Below are 16,960 nucleotides of genomic sequence, written 5' to 3' on the forward strand. Positions count from 1 at the left end.
TCGTGATGGGTGTGCGGCTCATGCCAGGCCCTCCGCCAGCGGTCCGAGGGCGAGCGCGGGGAAGAAGGTGAGCCCGGTGATGATCAGGATCGCGCCCACCAGGAGCCCGGCGAACAGCGGCTGCTCGGTGCGCAGGGTGCCCGCCGTCTTCGGTACGGGCTGCTGCTCGGCCAGCGAACCGGCCAGGGCGAGGACGAAGACCATCGGTAGGAACCGGCCGAGCAGCATGGCCAGGCCGATCGTGGTGTTGTACCACTGCGTGTTGGCGTTCAGCCCGGCGAAGGCCGAGCCGTTGTTGTTGGCGCCGGAGGTGAAGGCGTACAGGATCTCGGAGAAGCCGTGCGCGCCGCTGCCGTGCACGGAGTTCCCGGCGGTGTTGAGGACCGAGTCCGGCGGCGTGGCCAGGGCCAGCGAGGCGGCGGTGAAGCCGAGCACGAGGGTCGGGGTGACCAGGATGTAGCAGGCGGCGAACTTGATCTCGCGGGTGCCGATCTTCTTGCCCAGGTACTCGGGCGTACGGCCGACCATCAGGCCCGCGATGAACACCGCGATGACGGCCATGATCAGCATGCCGTACAGGCCGGAGCCCACACCGCCGGGGGCGATCTCACCCAGCATCATGCCGAGCAGGTCGAGGCCGCCGCCGAGGCCGGTGTTGGAGGAGTGGAAGGAGTTGACCGCGCCGGTGGAGGTCAGCGTGGTGGTCGCGGAGAACAGGGCGGAGCCCGCGACGCCGAACCGGGTCTCCTTGCCCTCCATGGCGCCGCCCGCCTCCTGGAGCGCCGCGCCACCGTGGTGGAACTCGGTCCACAGCATCAGCGCGGAGAAGCCGAGCCAGATCAGGCCCATCGTGCCGAGGATCGCGTAGCCCTGGCGCGTGCTGCCGACCATGCGGCCGAAGGTGCGGGTCAGCGAGACGGGGATGACCAGGATCAGGAAGATCTCGAAGAGGTTGGACAGGCCGTTGGGGTTCTCGAAGGGGTGCGCGGAGTTGGCGTTGAAGTAGCCGCCGCCGTTGGTCCCGAGTTCCTTGATCACCTCCTGGGAGGCGACCGCTCCGCCGTTGGTCTGCTGGACGCCGCCGTCGAACTGGCCGATCTCGTGGATGCCGGCGAAGTTCTGGATGACGCCGCAGGCGACCAGCACGAGCGCGCCGATGACGGCCATCGGGATCAGCACCCGGACCAGGCCGCGCACCAGGTCGGCCCAGAAGTTGCCGAGTTCGCCGGTGCGGGACCTGGCGAAGCCGCGGACCAGCGCGACGGCCACGGCGATGCCGACGGCGGCCGAGAGGAAGTTCTGCACCGCGAGCCCGCCGGTCTGTACGACGTGGCCCATCGACTGCTCGCCCGAGTAGGACTGCCAGTTGGTGTTGGCCACGAAGGAGGCGGCGGTGTTGAACGCCTGGTGCGGCGAGATGGAGGTGAAGCCGTACGAGAGCGGCAGGCTGCCCTGGACGCGCTGGAGCAGGTAGAGGAAGAGGACGCCGGCCAGCGAGAAGGCGAGGACCGAGCGCAGGTAGGCGGGCCAGCGCAGTTGCACGGACGGGTTGGCGCCGATGCAGCGGTAGATCCACTTCTCCACGCGGAGGTGCCGGGTGGAGCTGTAGACGGCGGCCAGGTAGTCGCCCAGAGGCCGGTGCACCAGGGCCAGCGCCCCGACGAGGGCGGCGAGCTGGAGCACTCCCGCGAGGACAGGACTCATGTCGAGCTCAGAACCTCTCCGGGAAGACGAGGGCGAGGACCAGGTAGCCCAGCAGGGCGACGGCCACGATCAGGCCGACGACGTTCTCGGCGGTCACAGCTTCGTCACCCCCTTGGCGACGAGTGCCACCAACGCGAAGACCGCGATCGTGGTGACGACGAAGGCCAGGTCGGCCATCGTGAGCTCCTAGAGGTTCGTAAAGCCGTTCGGACCCCTAGAGCAAACCCCCCGCAGAACACGTCGAGTCGTCCGTTGACGGCTCTCATACGGCCACCCGCGCCGCGTTGACGAATTCCCTACGCGCACCGCCACCACCTGCGCAAAAGCGGTGGGCTCCACTCCGCGAAACGGAGTGGAGCCCACCGCTGAAGGTCAGTTTCCGGCCATGACCTGGGCCGTGCTCGCGCGTTCCGGCTAGCGGACCTCGGTGATCTCGGGGCCGCGCTGGAGCTGGTCGACGCCGCCCGCGAACCGCGAGCCGGCCGCCTCGTCCTGCTGCACGCCACCCTCGGCGACCATCTGCGCGTCGTCGGGCAGCTTGAGGACGATCGGGTCGCGCGGGGCCATCGGCGACTCGCCGCGCACCACGACGGTGTCCCGGACGATCTGCTCAAGGAGCCCGGCCGCCTCGGGCTGGACCGCGCCTTGGCCCGAGATCACGCCGCGCAGGAACCAGCGCGGCCCGTCCACGCCGACGAACCGCACGAGCTGCACGCCGTTGGTGCCGTCCGGCAGCTGCACCGGGACCTGGGCCCGCAGCTCCCAGCCGAGCGGGCCCTCGACCTCGTCGATGACGCCGCCCTGCTGGGTGATGCCGCTGGCGATCTCCTCGCGCACCTCGCGCCAGATGCCCTCGTTCTTGGGGGCGGCGAAGCCCTGCAACTGCACCGCGCTGTCCCGCAGCACGACGGTCGCGGCGACGATCGAGTCCCCGGCGACCTCGACCCGCAGCTCCATGCCCTCGACCCCGGGCACGAACAGCCCGCCGAGGTCCACGCGACCCTCACCGGGGTTGCTGACCTCGGAGATGTCCCACGGTCCGTCGGGGCGCGGCGCGGGCGGCAGGCTTACCTGCTCCGCCTCCGTGGCCGAGTCGTCGGCCACGTCGTCCGCCGTGTCCTCGGCCAACTCCTCGGCGGCCACGCCCTTGTCGACCTGGTCGACGGCGTCCTCACTGCGCTTGCGTCGACGTCCGAACACGTCACTGTCCTTCCCGGTCGGCACCGACCGAAGAGTATCCATTCCCACCCGATGAGCCGCCCACCGCGGCATGGCCCCCCGTGGACCCGAAGCCCCCGTCGGCGCGCGCCGAGCCGGGAAGCTCCACCACCTCGTGGAAGCGCACCTTCTCCACCTGCTGGACGATGAGCTGGGCGACCCGGTCGAACCGCTCGAACCGCACGCTCTCGCGCGGGTCCAGATTGACCACGATCACCTTGATCTCCCCACGGTACCCGGCATCCACCGTGCCCGGAGCATTCACCAGGGCGACACCGCAGCGTGCGGCGAGCCCCGAACGGGGGTGCACGAACGCCGCGTACCCGTCCGGGAGCGCGATGGACACCCCGGTGGGCAGCACCGCGCGCTCGCCGGGGGCGAGTTCGGCCGCCTCGGTGGTGACCAGATCCGCCCCGGCGTCGCCGGGATGCCCGTAGGCGGGGAGCGGAACCGACGGGTCCACCCGTCGGATCAGGACGTCTACGGGCTCACGGCTCACGGATTCACCTCGAAGGCACGCGCGACCTTGATCTGGTCCGGGTCGGAGAGGGCCGCGTTGATCTCTTCCGGCCGGCCGTTCTCGATGAAGTGGTCCACCTTCACCTCGATGAACAGGGCGTCCGCGCGGACGGCGACCGGCCCGTCGGGCCCGCCGATCCGACCGGTCGCCGTGGAGTAGATCTTGCGCCCGTGCACCGCCACCACGTGGGCGTCCAGGTACAACTCGGTGTCGACCGGCACCGGGCGTACGAAGTCGGTCTCCAGGCGCCCGGTCACCGCGATCACCCGCAGCAGCCAGCCGAGCGAGCCCAGCGTCTCGTCCAGGGCCGTGGCCAGCACCCCGCCGTGCGCGAGCCCGGGGGCGCCCTGGTGGGCCTGCTTGACCGTGAACCGCGCGGTGACGCCCACGCCATCGCCCGCCCGGATCGCCAGGTGCAGGCCGTGCGGCTGTGCGTCGCCGCAGCCGAAGCACTGTTCGTAGTGCGCGCCGATCAGCTCGCCGGGCGCCGGCGCTTCGGGGTGTCGCACCGGCGCCGCGGCCTCGACCGGCGGCGTCAGCGATGTCGTTCGTCCACTCACGGGTGCAGACCTTACCCGCGCTGGTGGGCGGCGGGCTCCGTCGTGCCAAGCTGGAAACCATGCAGCCTTACGAGGAACGCCTGACCGCACCCCGATTCTGGTGGTTCATCGCCGCCCTGACCGGTGTGGCGGGGGCGCTGATCCTGCTGCCGCTGGGGACCCTGGCCATGCTCGGCGGGCTGATCGGCGCATCGGCCCTCGCCAGCGTCGCGATCAGCGCGTACGGCTCGGTCCGCATCCGGGTGGTGGCGGATTCGCTGGTCGCCGGGGACGCGAGGATTCCGGTGGAGGCGCTGGGCGAGGCCCAGGTCCTCGACCCGGCGGAGGCCGTCGCCTGGCGCGGCCCCAAGGCCGACCCGCGGGCGTTCATGCTGCTGCGCAGCTACATCCCCACCGCGCTGCGGATCGAGGTCACCGACCCGGCCGACCCGACGCCGTACCTGTACCTGTCCACGCGCCACCCGAAGAAGCTGGCCCAGGCCATCGCGGCGGTACGCACGAGCTAGCCGTCCCGTCCGGGAGCGCGAGTGGGCGCCGACGCCGCGGCCGGGGTGGTGGCTCAGTCGCGGGGGCGGCGGCGGCCGAAGCGGCGCCGCTTCGCCTTGGGAGGCACCGGAAGCCGTGGTGCCGGTCGGGACGGGGTGGAGGTTTGCGGGGGCTCAGCGGGCGACAGCTCGCCCGCGGCCCGCTCGGTTCGCTCCGGGGGCGGGAGCTGGTCCCAGGGGACCTGGCGGGCCCGCAGGTCCTTGCGGACCTTCTCGGCGAGCCGCTTGGTCTCACGCCGGTTCATCATCGCCCCGACGGCCGCGCCGATCATGAACGGTGCGAGGTTGGGCAGGTTGCGGAAGGTGCGCTTGACGATGCGCTGCCGCAGCTCGCGCTTGACCGGCCCGGACAGGGCCGCGTTGAAGCTGGCGGGCTTGACGACGTCGATGCCCCGCTCCTGGGTCCACGCCGTGAGGTAGGCGGCGCTGCGCTGGGGCAGGGTGCCGGGCGCGCGCACACCGTAGACCTCGTGCAGCTCGGCGATGAGCTTGAACTCGATGGTCGCCACGCCGACGATCTCGGTGGCCAGCTCGGCGGGCATGGCGGGCGGAACGGGCAGCATGGCCGCGGCGCCCACGCCCGCGCCCACGGTCGAGGTGGCGCCCACGGCGCCCGCGACGAGCTTGTCCGCGATCTCCTCGGGGCCGAGCCCCGGGAACTGCGCTCGCAGCGTCGCGAGGTCCCGCACCGGAACACGGGGCGCGCTCGCGATGATCCGGTCGGCGACGGCGGTCACGCCCGCCCGTACGCCCCGACCGGTTCGCCTGATTCCGGTGCCGGCGGCCTTGGTGCCCCGGCCGACGGCGTCCGCGAGCGAGGCCGCACGGCCCCGCTCGACGTTCGCGTCATCCCGCTGGGAAACGTCCCGCACCGTAAGGGAGCCCGTACCTCAGGCCGCGCAGTCGCGGCAGATCGGCTGGCCGTTCTTCTCGGCGGCCAGCTGGCTCCGGTGGTGCACGAGGAAGCAGCTCATGCAGGTGAACTCGTCCGCCTGGCGCGGCAGCACGCGCACCGAGAGCTCCTCGTTCGAGAGGTCGGCGCCGGGCAGCTCAAGGCCCTCCGCCTGCTCGAACTCGTCCACGTCCACGGTGGACGCGGACTTGTCGTTCCGCCGTGCCTTCAGCTCCTCAATGCTGTCCTCGTTGACGTCGTCATCGGTCTTACGTGGGGTGTCGTAGTCCGTTGCCATGTCGCTCTCCCCCTCTGGGTATCTGCGGTGTCTCCAGCGCACGTAACGCGTGAGAGGCCGGACTTGTGCCCGACCTGAGGCGGAGATTTTGCCTCACATCAAGGTCTGTTACTCAATCGACACCCAACCGGCCCCCTGAAGAGGTGATCGGCTTGGATGGCGGTCGGACGGTACACGATGCGCGGGGGGTCCTTCACACGCGCCCTCACCGGTACTTCCCGTGATCGGGACCCTCGGAAACCCGGATTTTCCCGGCTTTGCACCACTCTCGGCGGCTACGGAGAGTACTTGGCCGAAAATTCGTCCGTGTGAGCGAAAACACATGACGAAGAATCTCGCCCCGTCGGGATAATTCCGCTAAAAGCGAACAAATTCCCAGGCTTCCGCGCGCCCCCTGGGAATCGCCCCCACCGCTCGCCGGGGTGACGCGTCGCACGTCGCGGCCGGTCCGCACCCGCGTGATCACACCGGGAAGGAGACCTGGATCACCAGTCCACCCCCCTCGCGCGGCACGGCCGTGATCCGCCCGCCGTGCGCCCGCACCACCGACCGCACGATCGACAGGCCGAGCCCGACGCCCTTGTCGCTGCCGGTCCGCTCGGTACGCAACCGGCGGAACGGCTCGAAGATGTTGTCCACCTCGTACGCGGGAACCACCGGGCCCGTGTTCGAGACCACCAGCACCGCCTCCGCGCGCTCCAGCACGGTGTCCACCCGCACCCAGCCGTCGGGGGCGTTGTAGCGCACCGCGTTCTGCACCAGGTTCAGCGCGACCCGCTCCAGCAGCACGCCGTTGCCCTGGAGGACCGCGGGCTGCCGCTCGCCGCGCAGCTCCACCCCCTTGGCCTGGGCCTCCGTACGCGCCTGGTCGACCGCCTGGGTGGCGACCTCGGCCAGGTCCACCGGCTTACGGTCCACGATCTCGTTGTCGCTGCGGGCGAGCAGCAACAGCCCCTCCACCAGTTGCTCGCTGCGCTCGTTGGTGGCCAGCAGCGTCTTGCCGAGCTGGGTGAGCTCCGGCGAGGCGTCCGGGTCGGAGAGCTGCACCTCAAGAAGGGTGCGGTTGATGGCCAGGGGGGTGCGCAGCTCGTGCGAGGCGTTGGCGACGAAGCGCTGCTGGGCCGTGAAGGCCCGGCCGAGCCGCTCCAGCATCTCGTCGAAGGTGTCCGAGAGCTCCTTGAGCTCGTCGTCCGGGCCGCCCAGCTCGATGCGCCGGGACAGGTCCGAGCCGGCCACCTGCCGGGCGGTGCGCGTGATCCGGCCCAGCGGCGACAGGACGCGCCCGGCCATCGCGTACCCGAAGGCGAAGGCGACCACGGTCAGCCCGAGCAGCGCCAGCAGCGACCTGCGCAGCAGGCCGTCCAGCGCCATCTCGCGCTGCCCCTGCATGCACTGCGCCACGGCGTGGTTGAACTGCGCGCTGTTGCCGCGGTCGGGCAGGTCGCAGACGTCGCTGGTGGCCCGGTAGTCGGCGTTGATGATCTGGAAGGGCAGCTCGTTGCCCTTGTGCAGGGCGTCGGCGGCCAGCAGGTAGATGATCGACAGCAGCAGGATGCCGGCCATCAGGAACATGCCGCCGTACAGCAGCGTCAACCGTATCCGGATGGTCGGGCGCAGCCAGGGCAGCGGGCGACCCAGTTCGGAGGGGGACCAGTGGGGCTTGGGGGGCGCGGTGGGCAGCGGCGGGGTGGGGGGAGGGGTCGCGGCCATGCTCGGTCAGATCCGGTATCCGGAGCCGGGCACGGTCACGATCACGGCGGGCTCGCCCAGTTTGCGGCGGAGCGTCATCACGGTCACCCGGACGACGTTGGTGAACGGGTCGGTGTTCTCGTCCCACGCCTTCTCCAGGAGCTGCTCCGCCGAGACCACGGCGCCCTCGCTGCGCAGCAGCACCTCAAGGACCGCGAACTCCTTCGGCGCGAGCTGGATCTCCTGGCCGTCGCGGAAGACCTCGCGGCGGTTGGGGTCCAGCTTGATCCCGGCCCGCTCCAGGACCGGCGGCAGCGCCACGGTCGTCCGGCGGCCGAGCGCGCGCACCCGGGCGATCAGCTCGCTGAACGCGAAGGGCTTGGGGAGGTAGTCGTCGGCCCCGATCTCCAGGCCCTCCACCCGGTCGCTCACGTCGCCGGAGGCGGTGAGCATCAGGACCCGGGTGGGCAGGCCGAGATCGACGAGCTTGCGGCACACCTCGTCGCCGTGCACCAGGGGCAGGTCGCGGTCGAGTACCACCACGTCGTAGTCGTTGACGGCGATCCGCTCCAGTGCGGCGGCGCCGTCGTAGACGACGTCGACGGCCATGGCCTCGCGACGCAGCCCGGTGGCCACCGCGTCCGCGAGAAGCTGCTCGTCCTCGACGACGAGTACACGCACAGTGCTGTCCTTTCCCTACGCCCCGATGGGCGGCTGGCCCGTCGGGGCCGACTGAATGTGCTCGGCGTTCGCCGTCCGCTGGCCAGATGTTCGCCGCGCGCTCGCCTCACGGACATCTGCCGATGGGCGGCGCACCACGCAAACGCCTGGTGAGCGTCTCCATCCTGCCCCCAAGCCCGATAAACCGGCGGTAAGGGACGACCCGACGGGAGCGCGGACCCGGCCTCTCGGAGCGGAGCAAGCGCCGAGGATTTCTTTGGCAGGCCGAGGTTTCTCGGCGCGGAGGGCTGGGGAAGACGACTGCACACCCCGCGATCACGCCCTGACTGTGGCACTCGACTGCGTTTGTCGTTTTCGCAGCGTTCGCCGCTTTCAGGGACGGCGTACGTGATCGTCCTCCCGCCAGCGAGCGGGGACCTCCAGGGCACAGCCCGTGCCACCGAGCCGACCCACGACGAGGGGGCGCACCATGGACGCGTTCACCGCAGGACTTCTGCAGCGCATAGAGGCCACCGAAACCGACCTGACCCACGCCCGCGAGACGGGCGACGACTTCCTGGTCGAGGTCGAGCAGGCGGAACTGGACGATCTTCGCCGACTGGCCGCCGAACACGGCGTCCAGGTCAGCGCCACCGCCTGACCCAACCCCGTCGCCCCGGTACCGCCCGGTACCGGGGCGTCGTCGCGTCCGGACGGTGGCGCGGCGGGCCTTCGGCCCAGACCTGGCGGTCAGCCTCGCGACTGGTCGTGCCAGGCGCCCAGGGCCTCCAGGCGGCTCTGGAGGGGGCCGAAGAGGCCCGGCGTGGCGGCCACGGCCAGATCCGGGGAGAGGGGCTCACCCGGGCGGCCACCCGTGTGCGCGCCGGCCTCCCGGGCGATGAGGTCGCCCGCCGCGTAGTCCCAGGCGTTGAGCCCGCGCTCGTAGTAGCCGTCGAGCCGGCCGCAGGCCACGTCGCACAGGTCGATGGCGGCCGAGCCGCCCCGGCGGATGTCCCGCACCTGCGGCAGCAGCGCCCGTACGACCTCGGCCTGGGCCACCTTGCGCTCGGTGAGGTAGCTGAAGCCCGTGCCGACCAGCGACTGCTCGAAGGGGGGCGCCGGGCGGACGCGTATCGGCCGGTCGCCGAGGTGAGCGCCGGCGCCGGCCACGGCGCGGAAGGTCTCACCACGCATCGGCACCTCCACCACACCCACGAGCGTCTGCCCGTGCGCCTCGGCGGCGATGCTGACGGACCACGAGGGCAGTCCGTAGAGGTAGTTCACCGTGCCGTCGATCGGGTCGATCACCCAGCGCACGCCGCTGGTGCCCGCCCGGCTCGCGCCCTCCTCACCGAGCAGCCCGTCGTCCGGGCGCCGCTCGCCGACGAAGTCGGTGATCAGTCGCTCGGCCGCGATGTCCATCTCGGTGACGACGTCGATGGGGCTGGTCTTGGTGGCGGCGACGCCCAGGTCGGCGGGGCGGCCGTCGCGCAGCAGCGCGCCCGCGCGGCGGGCCGCCTCCAGGGCGACGGTCAGGAGTTCGGCCTTGAGCTCGCCGGTCGGCTGGTCGTTCACGGTGCTCCTCGCGGTGGGCGGACAACGATGTTCCATGGTGGCCGCGCCACGGGCGCCGCGGCCGGCGCGGCCGGACTCGGGGCCCGGCCGGTCACTCGGCTCCGGCGGCGGCCGGCCGTGGGGTGCGCGCCGGGCAGCAGCCCACCGGACAGACGTCGTGGCTGGGCCCGAGCGCGCCCAGCGCGCACCGCTCGGGCGGGGCCGAGCCCGGCGTGGGCGCCGCGGCGAACCGTTCGGTGGCGGCCCGCTCGAGGACCAGGTCCCGCACCGCGGCGGCGAACCGCGGGTCGGCCCCGACCGTCGCCGCCCGGGTCACCGGCAGGCCCAGCTCGGCGGCCTTGGCCCGGGCCTCGGTGTCCAGGTCGTACTTGACCTCCATGTGGTCCGAGACGAAGCCGATCGGGACCATCACGGCCCCGGACACCCCGGCGCCGTGCAACTCCTCCAGGTGGTCGCAGATGTCCGGTTCGAGCCAGGGGATGTGCGGAGCGCCGCTGCGCGACTGGTAGACCAGCCGCCACGGGTACTCGACGCCGGTCCGCTCACGCACCGCGTCCACGATCACCCGCGCCACGTCCCGGTGCTGGGCCACGTACGCGCCGCCCTCCCCGCCCTCGGTGTGCACCGGGACCGGTCCTGAGGTGTCGGCCGCGGCCGTGGGGATGGAGTGGGTGGTGAACGCCAGGTGCGCCTCGCCGCGGGCCCGCTCGGGCAGCTCGGCCAGGGCCGCGAGCGTCGCGTCCACCATCGGCTCGACGAACCCCGGGTGGTTGAAGTAGTGCCGGATCTTGTCGACGCGCGGCGGCTCAAGGCCCTCGGCGGCGAGGGTGGCGAGCGCGTCGGCGAGGTTCTCGCGGTACTGCCGGCAGCCCGAGTAGGACGCGTAGGCGCTGGTGGCCAGCGTGAGGATCCGGCGGTGGCCGTCGCGGACCATCTCGCGCAGGGTGTCGGTGAGGTACGGCGCCCAGTTGCGGTTGCCCCAGTAGACGGGCAGGTCCAGGCCGTACTGGGCGAAGTCCTCGCGCAGCGCCCGCAGCAGCTCGCGGTTCTGCTCGTTGATCGGGCTGACCCCGCCGAACAGGAAGTAGTGCTGGCCGACCTCTTTCAGCCGTTCGCGGGGGATGCCCCGGCCGCGCGTCACGTTCTCCAGGAAGGGCACCACGTCGTCCGGGCCCTCGGGGCCACCGAAGGACAGCAGGAGCAACGCGTCGTACGGGGCGGCGGAGGTGGCTGGAACGGGCTGTGCGGAAGGGGGCTCGGCTGACATGCGATCGATCCTGCCACCCGGGTCTGACAGCCGGGAAATACCCCTGCGTCGCGTCGCCGCGCGCCGTAAGCTGTATGGGCTCAAGACATCCCTTACCGGCCGGTCCCCCAGTGGCCCCTCGATCGGCGGAGTGCGCCCCGTGCCCAACCCGTATCGCGAGATCTTCGCCGTACCCGGCGCCGCGGGCTTCTCCGCCGCGGGGTTCCTCGGCCGCATGCCGGTGGCGATGATGAGCATCGGCGTGGTGACCATGATCTCGGAGATCACCGGTCGGTACGGGCTCGCCGGGGCGCTCGCCGCCACGCTGGCGATGTCGGGCGCGGTGATCGGCCCGCAGGTCTCCCGGCTCGTCGACCTCCACGGCCAGCGCCGCGTGCTGCGGCCGGCCGTGCTCATCGCGCTGACCGCGATCGCCGGCCTGCTGCTGAGCGCCGAGCGCGGCTGGCCGGACTGGCTGATGTTCGTGTGCGCGGCCTGCGGCGGCTGCGTGCCCTCGCTCGGCTCCATGATCAGGTCCCGCTGGGCCAACATCTACCGTGGCGAGCCGCGCCGACTGCACACCGCGTACTCCTTCGAGTCCGTCGTGGACGAGCTGTGCTTCATCCTCGGCCCCATCATCGCCATCGGCCTGTCCACCACCTGGTTCCCGGAGGCCGGGCCGCTGGTGGCCGCGTGCTTCCTGGCCAGCGGCGTCTTCTGGCTCACCGCGCAGCGGGCCACCGAGCCGACGCCGCAGCCGCGCGGCGACGACCACTCCAGGCGGTCGGCGCTGCGCTCCCCCGCGCTGCGCATCCTGGTGACCACCGGCGTCTTCAGCGGGGTGATCTTCAGCTCGGTCGACGTGGTCACGGTGGCCTTCGCCGAGGAGCAGGGCCACAAGTCGGCGGCGAGCCTGGTCCTGGCGACCTACGCGGCGGGCTCGTGCCTGGCCGGCGCCGTCTTCGGGCTGATGCACCTCACGGGACCGCCGGCGCGCCGCTGGCTGCTCGGCGTGTGCGCGATGGCCGCGAGCGTGCTGCCGCTGCCGTTCGTGGGGGGCCTGGGCTGGCTGACCGGGGTGCTGTTCATCGCGGGCCTTGCCATCGCGCCGACGGGCGTGACCATCATGTCCCTCATCCAGCACCACGTGCCCCGCGCCAAGCTGACCGAGGGCATGACCTGGGCCAGCACGGGGATCGCGACGGGCATCGCGCTCGGCGCGTTCGTCTCGGGGCGGGTGGTGGACAAGGCGGGGGCCGAGGTGGCGTACGCGGTGCCGGGAATCGCCGGGGCGACCGCGGTGGCGCTCGCCTTCCTGGGCTACCGCCATGTCGTACCGGCACAGCGGGCGGAGACCATTCCGCCGGCACAGGGAGGGACTGATGCGGATGGCCAGGACGGTGGCGAACGGCGCGAGAACGATGGTCGCGAGGAGGGCGGGCGGCACTCCCAGCCCGTGGCGTAACTGGGCGGGGAACGTGACGGCCCGGCCGGCCCGGGTCGTCGCGCCGGCCAGCACGGCGGAGGTCGTCGACGCGGTGCGGTCGGCCGTCGACGCGGGGCTGCCGGTCAAGGCCGTCGGCACAGGGCACTCGTTCACCGCGACGGCCGCCACCGACGGACTGCTCATCCGCCCGGAGCGGCTGACCGGGGTGCACGCCCTGGACACGGCGGCCGGCACCGTCACCGTCGGCGCCGGAACCTCGCTCAAACGGCTGAACGCGACGCTGGCCGCGCACGGGCTGTCGCTGGCCAACATGGGCGACATCATGGAGCAGACGGCCGCCGGCGCCACCAGTACCGGCACGCACGGCACCGGCCGCGCCTCCGCCTCGCTGTCGGCCCAGCTCACCGCCCTTGAGCTGGTGACGGCCGCCGGCGAGGTGCTGCGCTGCTCGGCCACCGAGAACCCGGAAATCTTCGCCAGCGCCCGCGTCGGCCTCGGGGCGCTCGGCGTCGTGACGGCCCTCACCTTCGCGGTGGAACCCGAGTTCCTGCTGACCGCCCGCGAGGAACCGATGACGTTCGACCAGGTCACCGAGGATTTCGAGCAGTTGGTGACCGAGAACGAGCACTTCGAGTTCTACTGGTTCCCACACACCGGAAACTGCCTCACCAAGCGCAACAACCGCAGCGCGGGCCCCCTCGCCCCGGCCGGCCGGATCAGCGCCTGGGTGGAGGACGAGCTGCTCTCCAACGGCCTCTTCCAGGCGGCGTGCGCCGTGGGCCGCGCGGTTCCGGCGACCATCCCCGGCATCGCCCAGGTCTCCAGCCGCGCGCTGTCCGCCCGCACGTACACGGACATCCCGTACAAGGTGTTCACCAGCCCGCGCCGGGTCCGGTTCGTCGAGTGCGAGTACGCGCTGCCGCGCGCGGCGGCCATCGAGGCGCTGTGCGAGCTGCGGGCGATGGTCGAGCGCACGGGGGCGCGGGTCAGCTTCCCGGTGGAGGTGCGCACCGCGCCCGCCGACGACATCCCGCTGTCCACCGCCTCCGGGCGCGACACGGCCTACCTGGCGGTGCACATGTACCGCGGCACTCCGCACGAGGCGTACTTCAGCGCGGCGGAGCGCATCATGACGGCGCACGGCGGCCGGCCGCACTGGGGCAAGCTGCACAGCCGGGACGCGGAGTACCTGTCCGGCGTGTACCCGCGGTTCGGCGAGTTCACCGCGCTCCGCGACCGGCTCGACCCCCACCGCACGTTCGGCAACGCGTATCTGCGCCGGGTGCTCGGCGACTGAGCCGGCACCGGTGGTGGGCCGCCTCGGGCCTGCGAGTCCCGCCCGGTCCGCGCGCGGCCGGCGCCGTCGCTCCCTATACCCGCCCTACGCGTACGCGGTCGGCGCCGGGGCTCGGCGCCGACCGCGCGGTGGGGACGGGGAGTAGGGGCGGGGAGTACGGGACCTGCCGTGCGGACGGCCGGTGGTGCGGCGGGTCAGTCGGCCCGCTGCGTCGCGGGCCCGCCCTGGCCCGCGGGCCGGTCGGGGCGCTGCCCGCCGGGGGCGCCGCCGTCCCCTTCTGCCGTGGCGCCCCCGCCGTCGGTGCCCGTGCCGCTCTCGCCGGTGGCGCCGGGCGGCGTGGGAACGGTGGTGCCCGGTGCCGAGGGCGTGCCGGGCTTCGCCGGGGTGCTGGGCGCGGGTCCGGGCGTCCGCTGGTCGGCGCCGCCACCCGTGGGGGCGGGGGCGGGCGGGGTGGTCGGGGTGCGGGTGGGGTCGGTGGCGCCGCCGTCGGGCCGCGTCGCGTCCGGCGTCGAGTCGGGGTCGTGCCCCTCATCGGGCTGCCGGTCGTCCCCGCCGGTCGCCGGCCGCTCCGTGGTGGGCGCCGGGTCGGGTCGGGTCGGCCGGTCCGCGCTCCGGGAGACGCTGTTGCTGAACGTGGTGCCGCTCTTGTCGTCGCCCCACACGTTGGACACCGGCCCGCCCGCGGCCCACTCGATGCCCGTGATCACCGCCATGGCCAGCAGGAACACGCCGAGCGCGGCCAGTGCCAGGCGCCTGCCGCCCCGCCACCGGGTGCCGTGCGTGGTGGCGTCGGTGAACTCGTCGGCGGGCGCCCCCGACACCTCGCCCGCGCCCCGCGCCGCCGGCGGCGGCCCGTCGGCGGTCGTGACCTCGGGCCGGCGCAGCCGCCGCGTCGTCTGGTCCACTCGTCGCAGCGCCCGGGTGCGGTCGGCGTCGGCGCCCGCTCGGGCCTCGGGTGACCCGGTGCCGGAAACCCGGGGCAGCGCCCGGGTGCGGTCCGCCTCCGCCGCCATCGCGGCGGCCGAGGCGCGGGGCATCATGCGCGTGCGCTCCAGGTCGGACCGTGGCAGCGGTCGGGTGCGGTCGGCGTCGGCCACGGGCAGCGGCCGCGTGGCGGCCTCGTCGTACGGGACGTCGCCCCCGCGACCGTCGGCCGATGTCGGCGCTCGGTAGGCGGCGCCCGAGGCCGGCGACCGGCGCGCGCTGGTGTGCGCGTGCCGGGTGGGTGGCGCGGAGGCTCGCGTGGCCTCCGGCGCGCCGTCGCCGGTGTGGGGCACCTGTCGAGCACGTGGCCGGTGGTGGACCGTGACCACGCGGAGCTGCTCCCCCGTGCGGTGGAAAAAGTGCTGGAAGACGGAGCCGCCCGCGGTGGCCACCACGCTGACCACGCCCGCGCCGATGATGGTTCCGTACACGCCGAGCCGAGAGGCGAGCACGGCGGCGGCCACGGCCGCCAGGGCGCTGCCGGCGACCTGAGCGACACTCAGTTCGAGTCGCTCGGTCTTCTCTTTTGCCTCACTTTCCGTTGTGTTGCGCATCTCCCGCCTCTGGTCACGTTTCGATCCTCCTTGCACAAAGAAGTGACATTTGGGCGAAGCTGACAGTTCCGGTTCCGTCGATTCTGTGAAACTCGACACCCGAGCGCCCGATCAGGCAGCCTTTGCGGTCCTTCAACTCCCCTGGTCCACGACAACTTCGATGGCGCGGCGGTCCTCTCACATGGCCCAAATGGAGTACTGTTGCGAACCCCGGCCTCGCCATCCCGCCCGGCCGCCCGGACCGAGCGGGAGAGGCCATCGGCGCCAACTCGACCAGCGGCGCCGCGACATGGCATGGCGCGTACTGCGCAGAGTGACCTATCGTCACTTTGGGTCGTAAACACGTCACCGTGCCATAACGGCGGATCAGAGCCTAGGCTCGACACGCCAGGCAACTCGGCAATGTTGTGGCAGGCTGCACCTGGGCAGGTCACACTCATCTAGCGGGAGAACGGCAGCGACGCACGTGACGTCGGCAGGCACCACCCGGGAGGTTCCCATGCCCGAACTGCGTGTCGTGGCCGTCAGCAACGACGGCACACGGCTGGTGCTCAAGGCTGCGGACAGCACGGAGTACACGCTTCCGATCGACGAGCGGCTGCGCGCCGCCGTGCGCAACGACCGTGCTCGGCTCGGCCAGATCGAGATCGAGGTCGAGAGCCACCTGCGGCCCCGGGACATCCAGGCCCGGATACGAGCCGGCGCGTCGGCCGAAGAGGTCGCCCAGCTCGCGGGCATCCCCGTCGAGCGCGTACGCAGGTTCGAGGGCCCCGTACTGGCGGAGCGCGCGTTCATGGCCGAGCGCGCTCGCAAGACTCCCGTGCGCCGCCCCGGCGAGAACACCGGCCCGCAGCTCGGCGAGTCCGTCACCGAGCGGCTGTTGCTGCGCGGGGCGGACAAGGACGCCACGCAGTGGGACTCGTGGCGGCGCGACGACGGCACCTGGGAGGTGCTGCTCGTCTACCGCGTCGCGGGCGAGACCCACACGGCGAGCTGGACCTACGACCCGCCGCGCCGTCTGGTGCAGGCCGTGGACGAAGAGGCCAGGTCGCTGATCGGCGAGGCCGACGACACCCCGGAGCCGAGCTTCCCGTTCGTACCGCGCATCGCGCGGTTGCCGCGCGACCGGCCGCTGGACCGCACCCCGCAGCGGCAGGCGCCGGGCGCGGCCGACGAGGCGGAGGCGATGCCCGCCGTGCTGGAGGAGGCGCCGCCCGAGCGGGACTCGCTGACCAGCCTGTTGGAGGCCGTGCCCAGCTTCCGGGGCGACATGGTCGTGCCGGAGCCCGTGCAGGCCCCCCACCCGCCGGACGAGCCCGTCGAGGAGGCGGAGCCGGTGGAGCCGGCCCCCGCGGCGAGCGCCGGTTCGGCGTACGCGGACGTGCTGATGCCCCGGGCGGTCGCCGGCCACCGCGATCGGCTGACGGGAACGACGGACCGTCAGGCCGAGGCGGACGGCGTGCGTCCGGGTCGCCGTGCGGCCGTGCCGAGCTGGGACGAGATCGTCTTCGGCACCCGGCGCAAGAAGCAGGAATAGCGGCGACGGGCGCGGGCATGGGCGGAGGTTCGACGGTGACCACCGCGCGCCACCGTGCCGTCCCGCGCCTGGCCACCCCGCGCCCGCGCGCCCTCGCCCTGTTCCGGCCCCTCGGCCGGGCCCCGCTGGCGCGCCGGGGTTGTCCGCGCGCCGGCAGGACCCGCTGGCCGACCGGTCGCCGGGCCGCCCCGGGCTGGCCGCCCCGCACGTTCGCCGTACGGGGCGGGGCCGGGC

The 16,960-nt window shown here is 72.7% G+C and carries 17 protein-coding genes; 5 read left to right on the forward strand and 12 right to left on the reverse strand.

Annotated features, from left to right (window positions below; all coding sequences use genetic code 11):
• Positions 1–18: 18 nt before the first annotated feature.
• From kdpA to OYE22_RS06805, 5 genes are all read right to left on the reverse strand, one after another.
• Positions 19–1,704 carry a potassium-transporting ATPase subunit KdpA gene (kdpA, locus tag OYE22_RS06785; RefSeq protein WP_277319564.1) on the reverse strand — a complete coding sequence of 562 codons (1,686 nt, stop codon included), beginning with the start codon at positions 1,702–1,704 and terminating at the stop codon, positions 19–21.
• Positions 1,705–1,711: 7 nt separating this feature from the next.
• Positions 1,712–1,801 carry a K(+)-transporting ATPase subunit F gene (gene kdpF, locus OYE22_RS06790; RefSeq protein ID WP_037896654.1) on the reverse strand — a complete coding sequence of 30 codons (90 nt, stop codon included), beginning with the start codon at positions 1,799–1,801 and terminating at the stop codon, positions 1,712–1,714.
• Between the two features lie 317 nt (positions 1,802–2,118).
• Complete coding sequence (locus tag OYE22_RS06795) at positions 2,119–2,904, reverse strand: DUF3710 domain-containing protein (protein ID WP_277319565.1); 786 nt, start codon at positions 2,902–2,904, stop codon at positions 2,119–2,121.
• A 1-nt stretch (position 2,905) separates the two neighbouring features.
• Positions 2,906–3,421, reverse strand: a complete 516-nt coding sequence (gene dut / locus OYE22_RS06800; RefSeq protein WP_277319566.1) for a dUTP diphosphatase — start codon at positions 3,419–3,421, stop codon at positions 2,906–2,908.
• The gene (locus OYE22_RS06805; RefSeq protein WP_277319567.1) at positions 3,418–4,002 is read right to left on the reverse strand and encodes a PaaI family thioesterase; all 585 of its coding nucleotides are present in this window, start codon (positions 4,000–4,002) and stop codon (positions 3,418–3,420) included. Before OYE22_RS06805 ends, dut begins: the two co-directional genes overlap by 4 nt.
• Before the next feature lie 59 nt (positions 4,003–4,061).
• On the opposite strand from OYE22_RS06805, the gene OYE22_RS06810 reads away from it, so the two are divergent.
• Positions 4,062–4,508, forward strand: a complete 447-nt coding sequence (locus OYE22_RS06810) for a DUF3093 domain-containing protein (protein WP_277319568.1) — start codon at positions 4,062–4,064, stop codon at positions 4,506–4,508.
• Positions 4,509–4,561: 53 nt separating this feature from the next.
• Here OYE22_RS06810 and OYE22_RS06815 read toward each other — a convergent pair whose 3' ends face one another.
• The 4 genes from OYE22_RS06815 to OYE22_RS06830 form a co-directional block, all read right to left on the reverse strand.
• Complete coding sequence (locus tag OYE22_RS06815; protein WP_277319569.1) at positions 4,562–5,419, reverse strand: hypothetical protein; 858 nt, start codon at positions 5,417–5,419, stop codon at positions 4,562–4,564.
• 18 nt (positions 5,420–5,437) lie between these two features.
• Positions 5,438–5,737, reverse strand: a complete 300-nt coding sequence (locus OYE22_RS06820) for a DUF4193 domain-containing protein (protein ID WP_176164529.1) — start codon at positions 5,735–5,737, stop codon at positions 5,438–5,440.
• Positions 5,738–6,199: 462 nt separating this feature from the next.
• Positions 6,200–7,447: a HAMP domain-containing sensor histidine kinase gene (locus OYE22_RS06825; RefSeq protein WP_187117840.1), complete on the reverse strand. Its 1,248-nt coding sequence runs from the start codon at positions 7,445–7,447 to the stop codon at positions 6,200–6,202.
• 6 nt (positions 7,448–7,453) lie between these two features.
• Positions 7,454–8,107, reverse strand: coding sequence for a response regulator transcription factor (locus OYE22_RS06830; protein WP_176164527.1), 654 nt, complete (start codon positions 8,105–8,107; stop codon positions 7,454–7,456).
• 469 nt (positions 8,108–8,576) lie between these two features.
• Here OYE22_RS06830 and OYE22_RS06835 point away from each other — a divergent pair, with 469 nt between their 5' ends.
• On the forward strand, positions 8,577–8,747 hold the full coding sequence (locus tag OYE22_RS06835; protein ID WP_277319570.1) for a hypothetical protein: 171 nt from the start codon (positions 8,577–8,579) through the stop codon (positions 8,745–8,747).
• Between the two features lie 89 nt (positions 8,748–8,836).
• Here the strand turns inward: OYE22_RS06835 and OYE22_RS06840 are convergent, their stop codons facing one another.
• Positions 8,837–9,661, reverse strand: a complete 825-nt coding sequence (locus OYE22_RS06840) for an inositol monophosphatase family protein (RefSeq protein ID WP_277319571.1) — start codon at positions 9,659–9,661, stop codon at positions 8,837–8,839.
• Between the two features lie 91 nt (positions 9,662–9,752).
• On the reverse strand, positions 9,753–10,928 hold the full coding sequence (locus OYE22_RS06845) for a ferrochelatase (RefSeq protein ID WP_277319572.1): 1,176 nt from the start codon (positions 10,926–10,928) through the stop codon (positions 9,753–9,755).
• Positions 10,929–11,067: 139 nt separating this feature from the next.
• Between OYE22_RS06845 and OYE22_RS06850 the strand changes: the two genes are divergently transcribed.
• Both OYE22_RS06850 and OYE22_RS06855 read left to right on the forward strand, forming a co-directional pair.
• Positions 11,068–12,372 (forward strand): MFS transporter, encoded by a 1,305-nt coding sequence (locus tag OYE22_RS06850; RefSeq protein ID WP_277319573.1) that lies wholly within the window; start codon positions 11,068–11,070, stop codon positions 12,370–12,372.
• Positions 12,329–13,651 carry a D-arabinono-1,4-lactone oxidase gene (locus OYE22_RS06855; RefSeq protein WP_277324022.1) on the forward strand — a complete coding sequence of 441 codons (1,323 nt, stop codon included), beginning with the start codon at positions 12,329–12,331 and terminating at the stop codon, positions 13,649–13,651. The genes OYE22_RS06850 and OYE22_RS06855 overlap by 44 nt, the downstream gene beginning before the upstream one ends.
• A 194-nt stretch (positions 13,652–13,845) precedes the next feature.
• Here the strand turns inward: OYE22_RS06855 and OYE22_RS06860 are convergent, their stop codons facing one another.
• Complete coding sequence (locus OYE22_RS06860; protein WP_277319574.1) at positions 13,846–15,189, reverse strand: hypothetical protein; 1,344 nt, start codon at positions 15,187–15,189, stop codon at positions 13,846–13,848.
• Between the two features lie 466 nt (positions 15,190–15,655).
• On the opposite strand from OYE22_RS06860, the gene sepH reads away from it, so the two are divergent.
• On the forward strand, positions 15,656–16,726 hold the full coding sequence (gene sepH / locus OYE22_RS06865; RefSeq protein WP_277319575.1) for a septation protein SepH: 1,071 nt from the start codon (positions 15,656–15,658) through the stop codon (positions 16,724–16,726).
• Positions 16,727–16,960 lie beyond the last annotated feature (234 nt).

The sequence above is a fragment of the Streptomyces sp. 71268 genome (assembly GCF_029392895.1).
In the GTDB taxonomy this organism is placed as follows: domain Bacteria; phylum Actinomycetota; class Actinomycetes; order Streptomycetales; family Streptomycetaceae; genus Streptomyces.

Bases quoted from the DNA above. Each gene is read 5' to 3' on its own strand.
- OYE22_RS06820 (WP_176164529.1), bottom strand. From the start codon at position 5,737: ATGGCAACGGACTACGACACCCCACGTAAGACCGATGACGACGTCAAC.
- OYE22_RS06835 (WP_277319570.1), top strand. From the start codon at position 8,577: ATGGACGCGTTCACCGCAGGACTTCTGCAGCGCATAGAGGCCACCGAA.
- OYE22_RS06845 (WP_277319572.1), bottom strand. From the start codon at position 10,928: ATGTCAGCCGAGCCCCCTTCCGCACAGCCCGTTCCAGCCACCTCCGCC.
- OYE22_RS06860 (WP_277319574.1), bottom strand. From the start codon at position 15,189: ATGCGCAACACAACGGAAAGTGAGGCAAAAGAGAAGACCGAGCGACTC.
- OYE22_RS06825 (WP_187117840.1), bottom strand. From the start codon at position 7,447: ATGGCCGCGACCCCTCCCCCCACCCCGCCGCTGCCCACCGCGCCCCCC.
- kdpA (WP_277319564.1), bottom strand. From the start codon at position 1,704: ATGAGTCCTGTCCTCGCGGGAGTGCTCCAGCTCGCCGCCCTCGTCGGG.
- OYE22_RS06855 (WP_277324022.1), top strand. From the start codon at position 12,329: ATGGTCGCGAGGAGGGCGGGCGGCACTCCCAGCCCGTGGCGTAACTGG.
- OYE22_RS06810 (WP_277319568.1), top strand. From the start codon at position 4,062: ATGCAGCCTTACGAGGAACGCCTGACCGCACCCCGATTCTGGTGGTTC.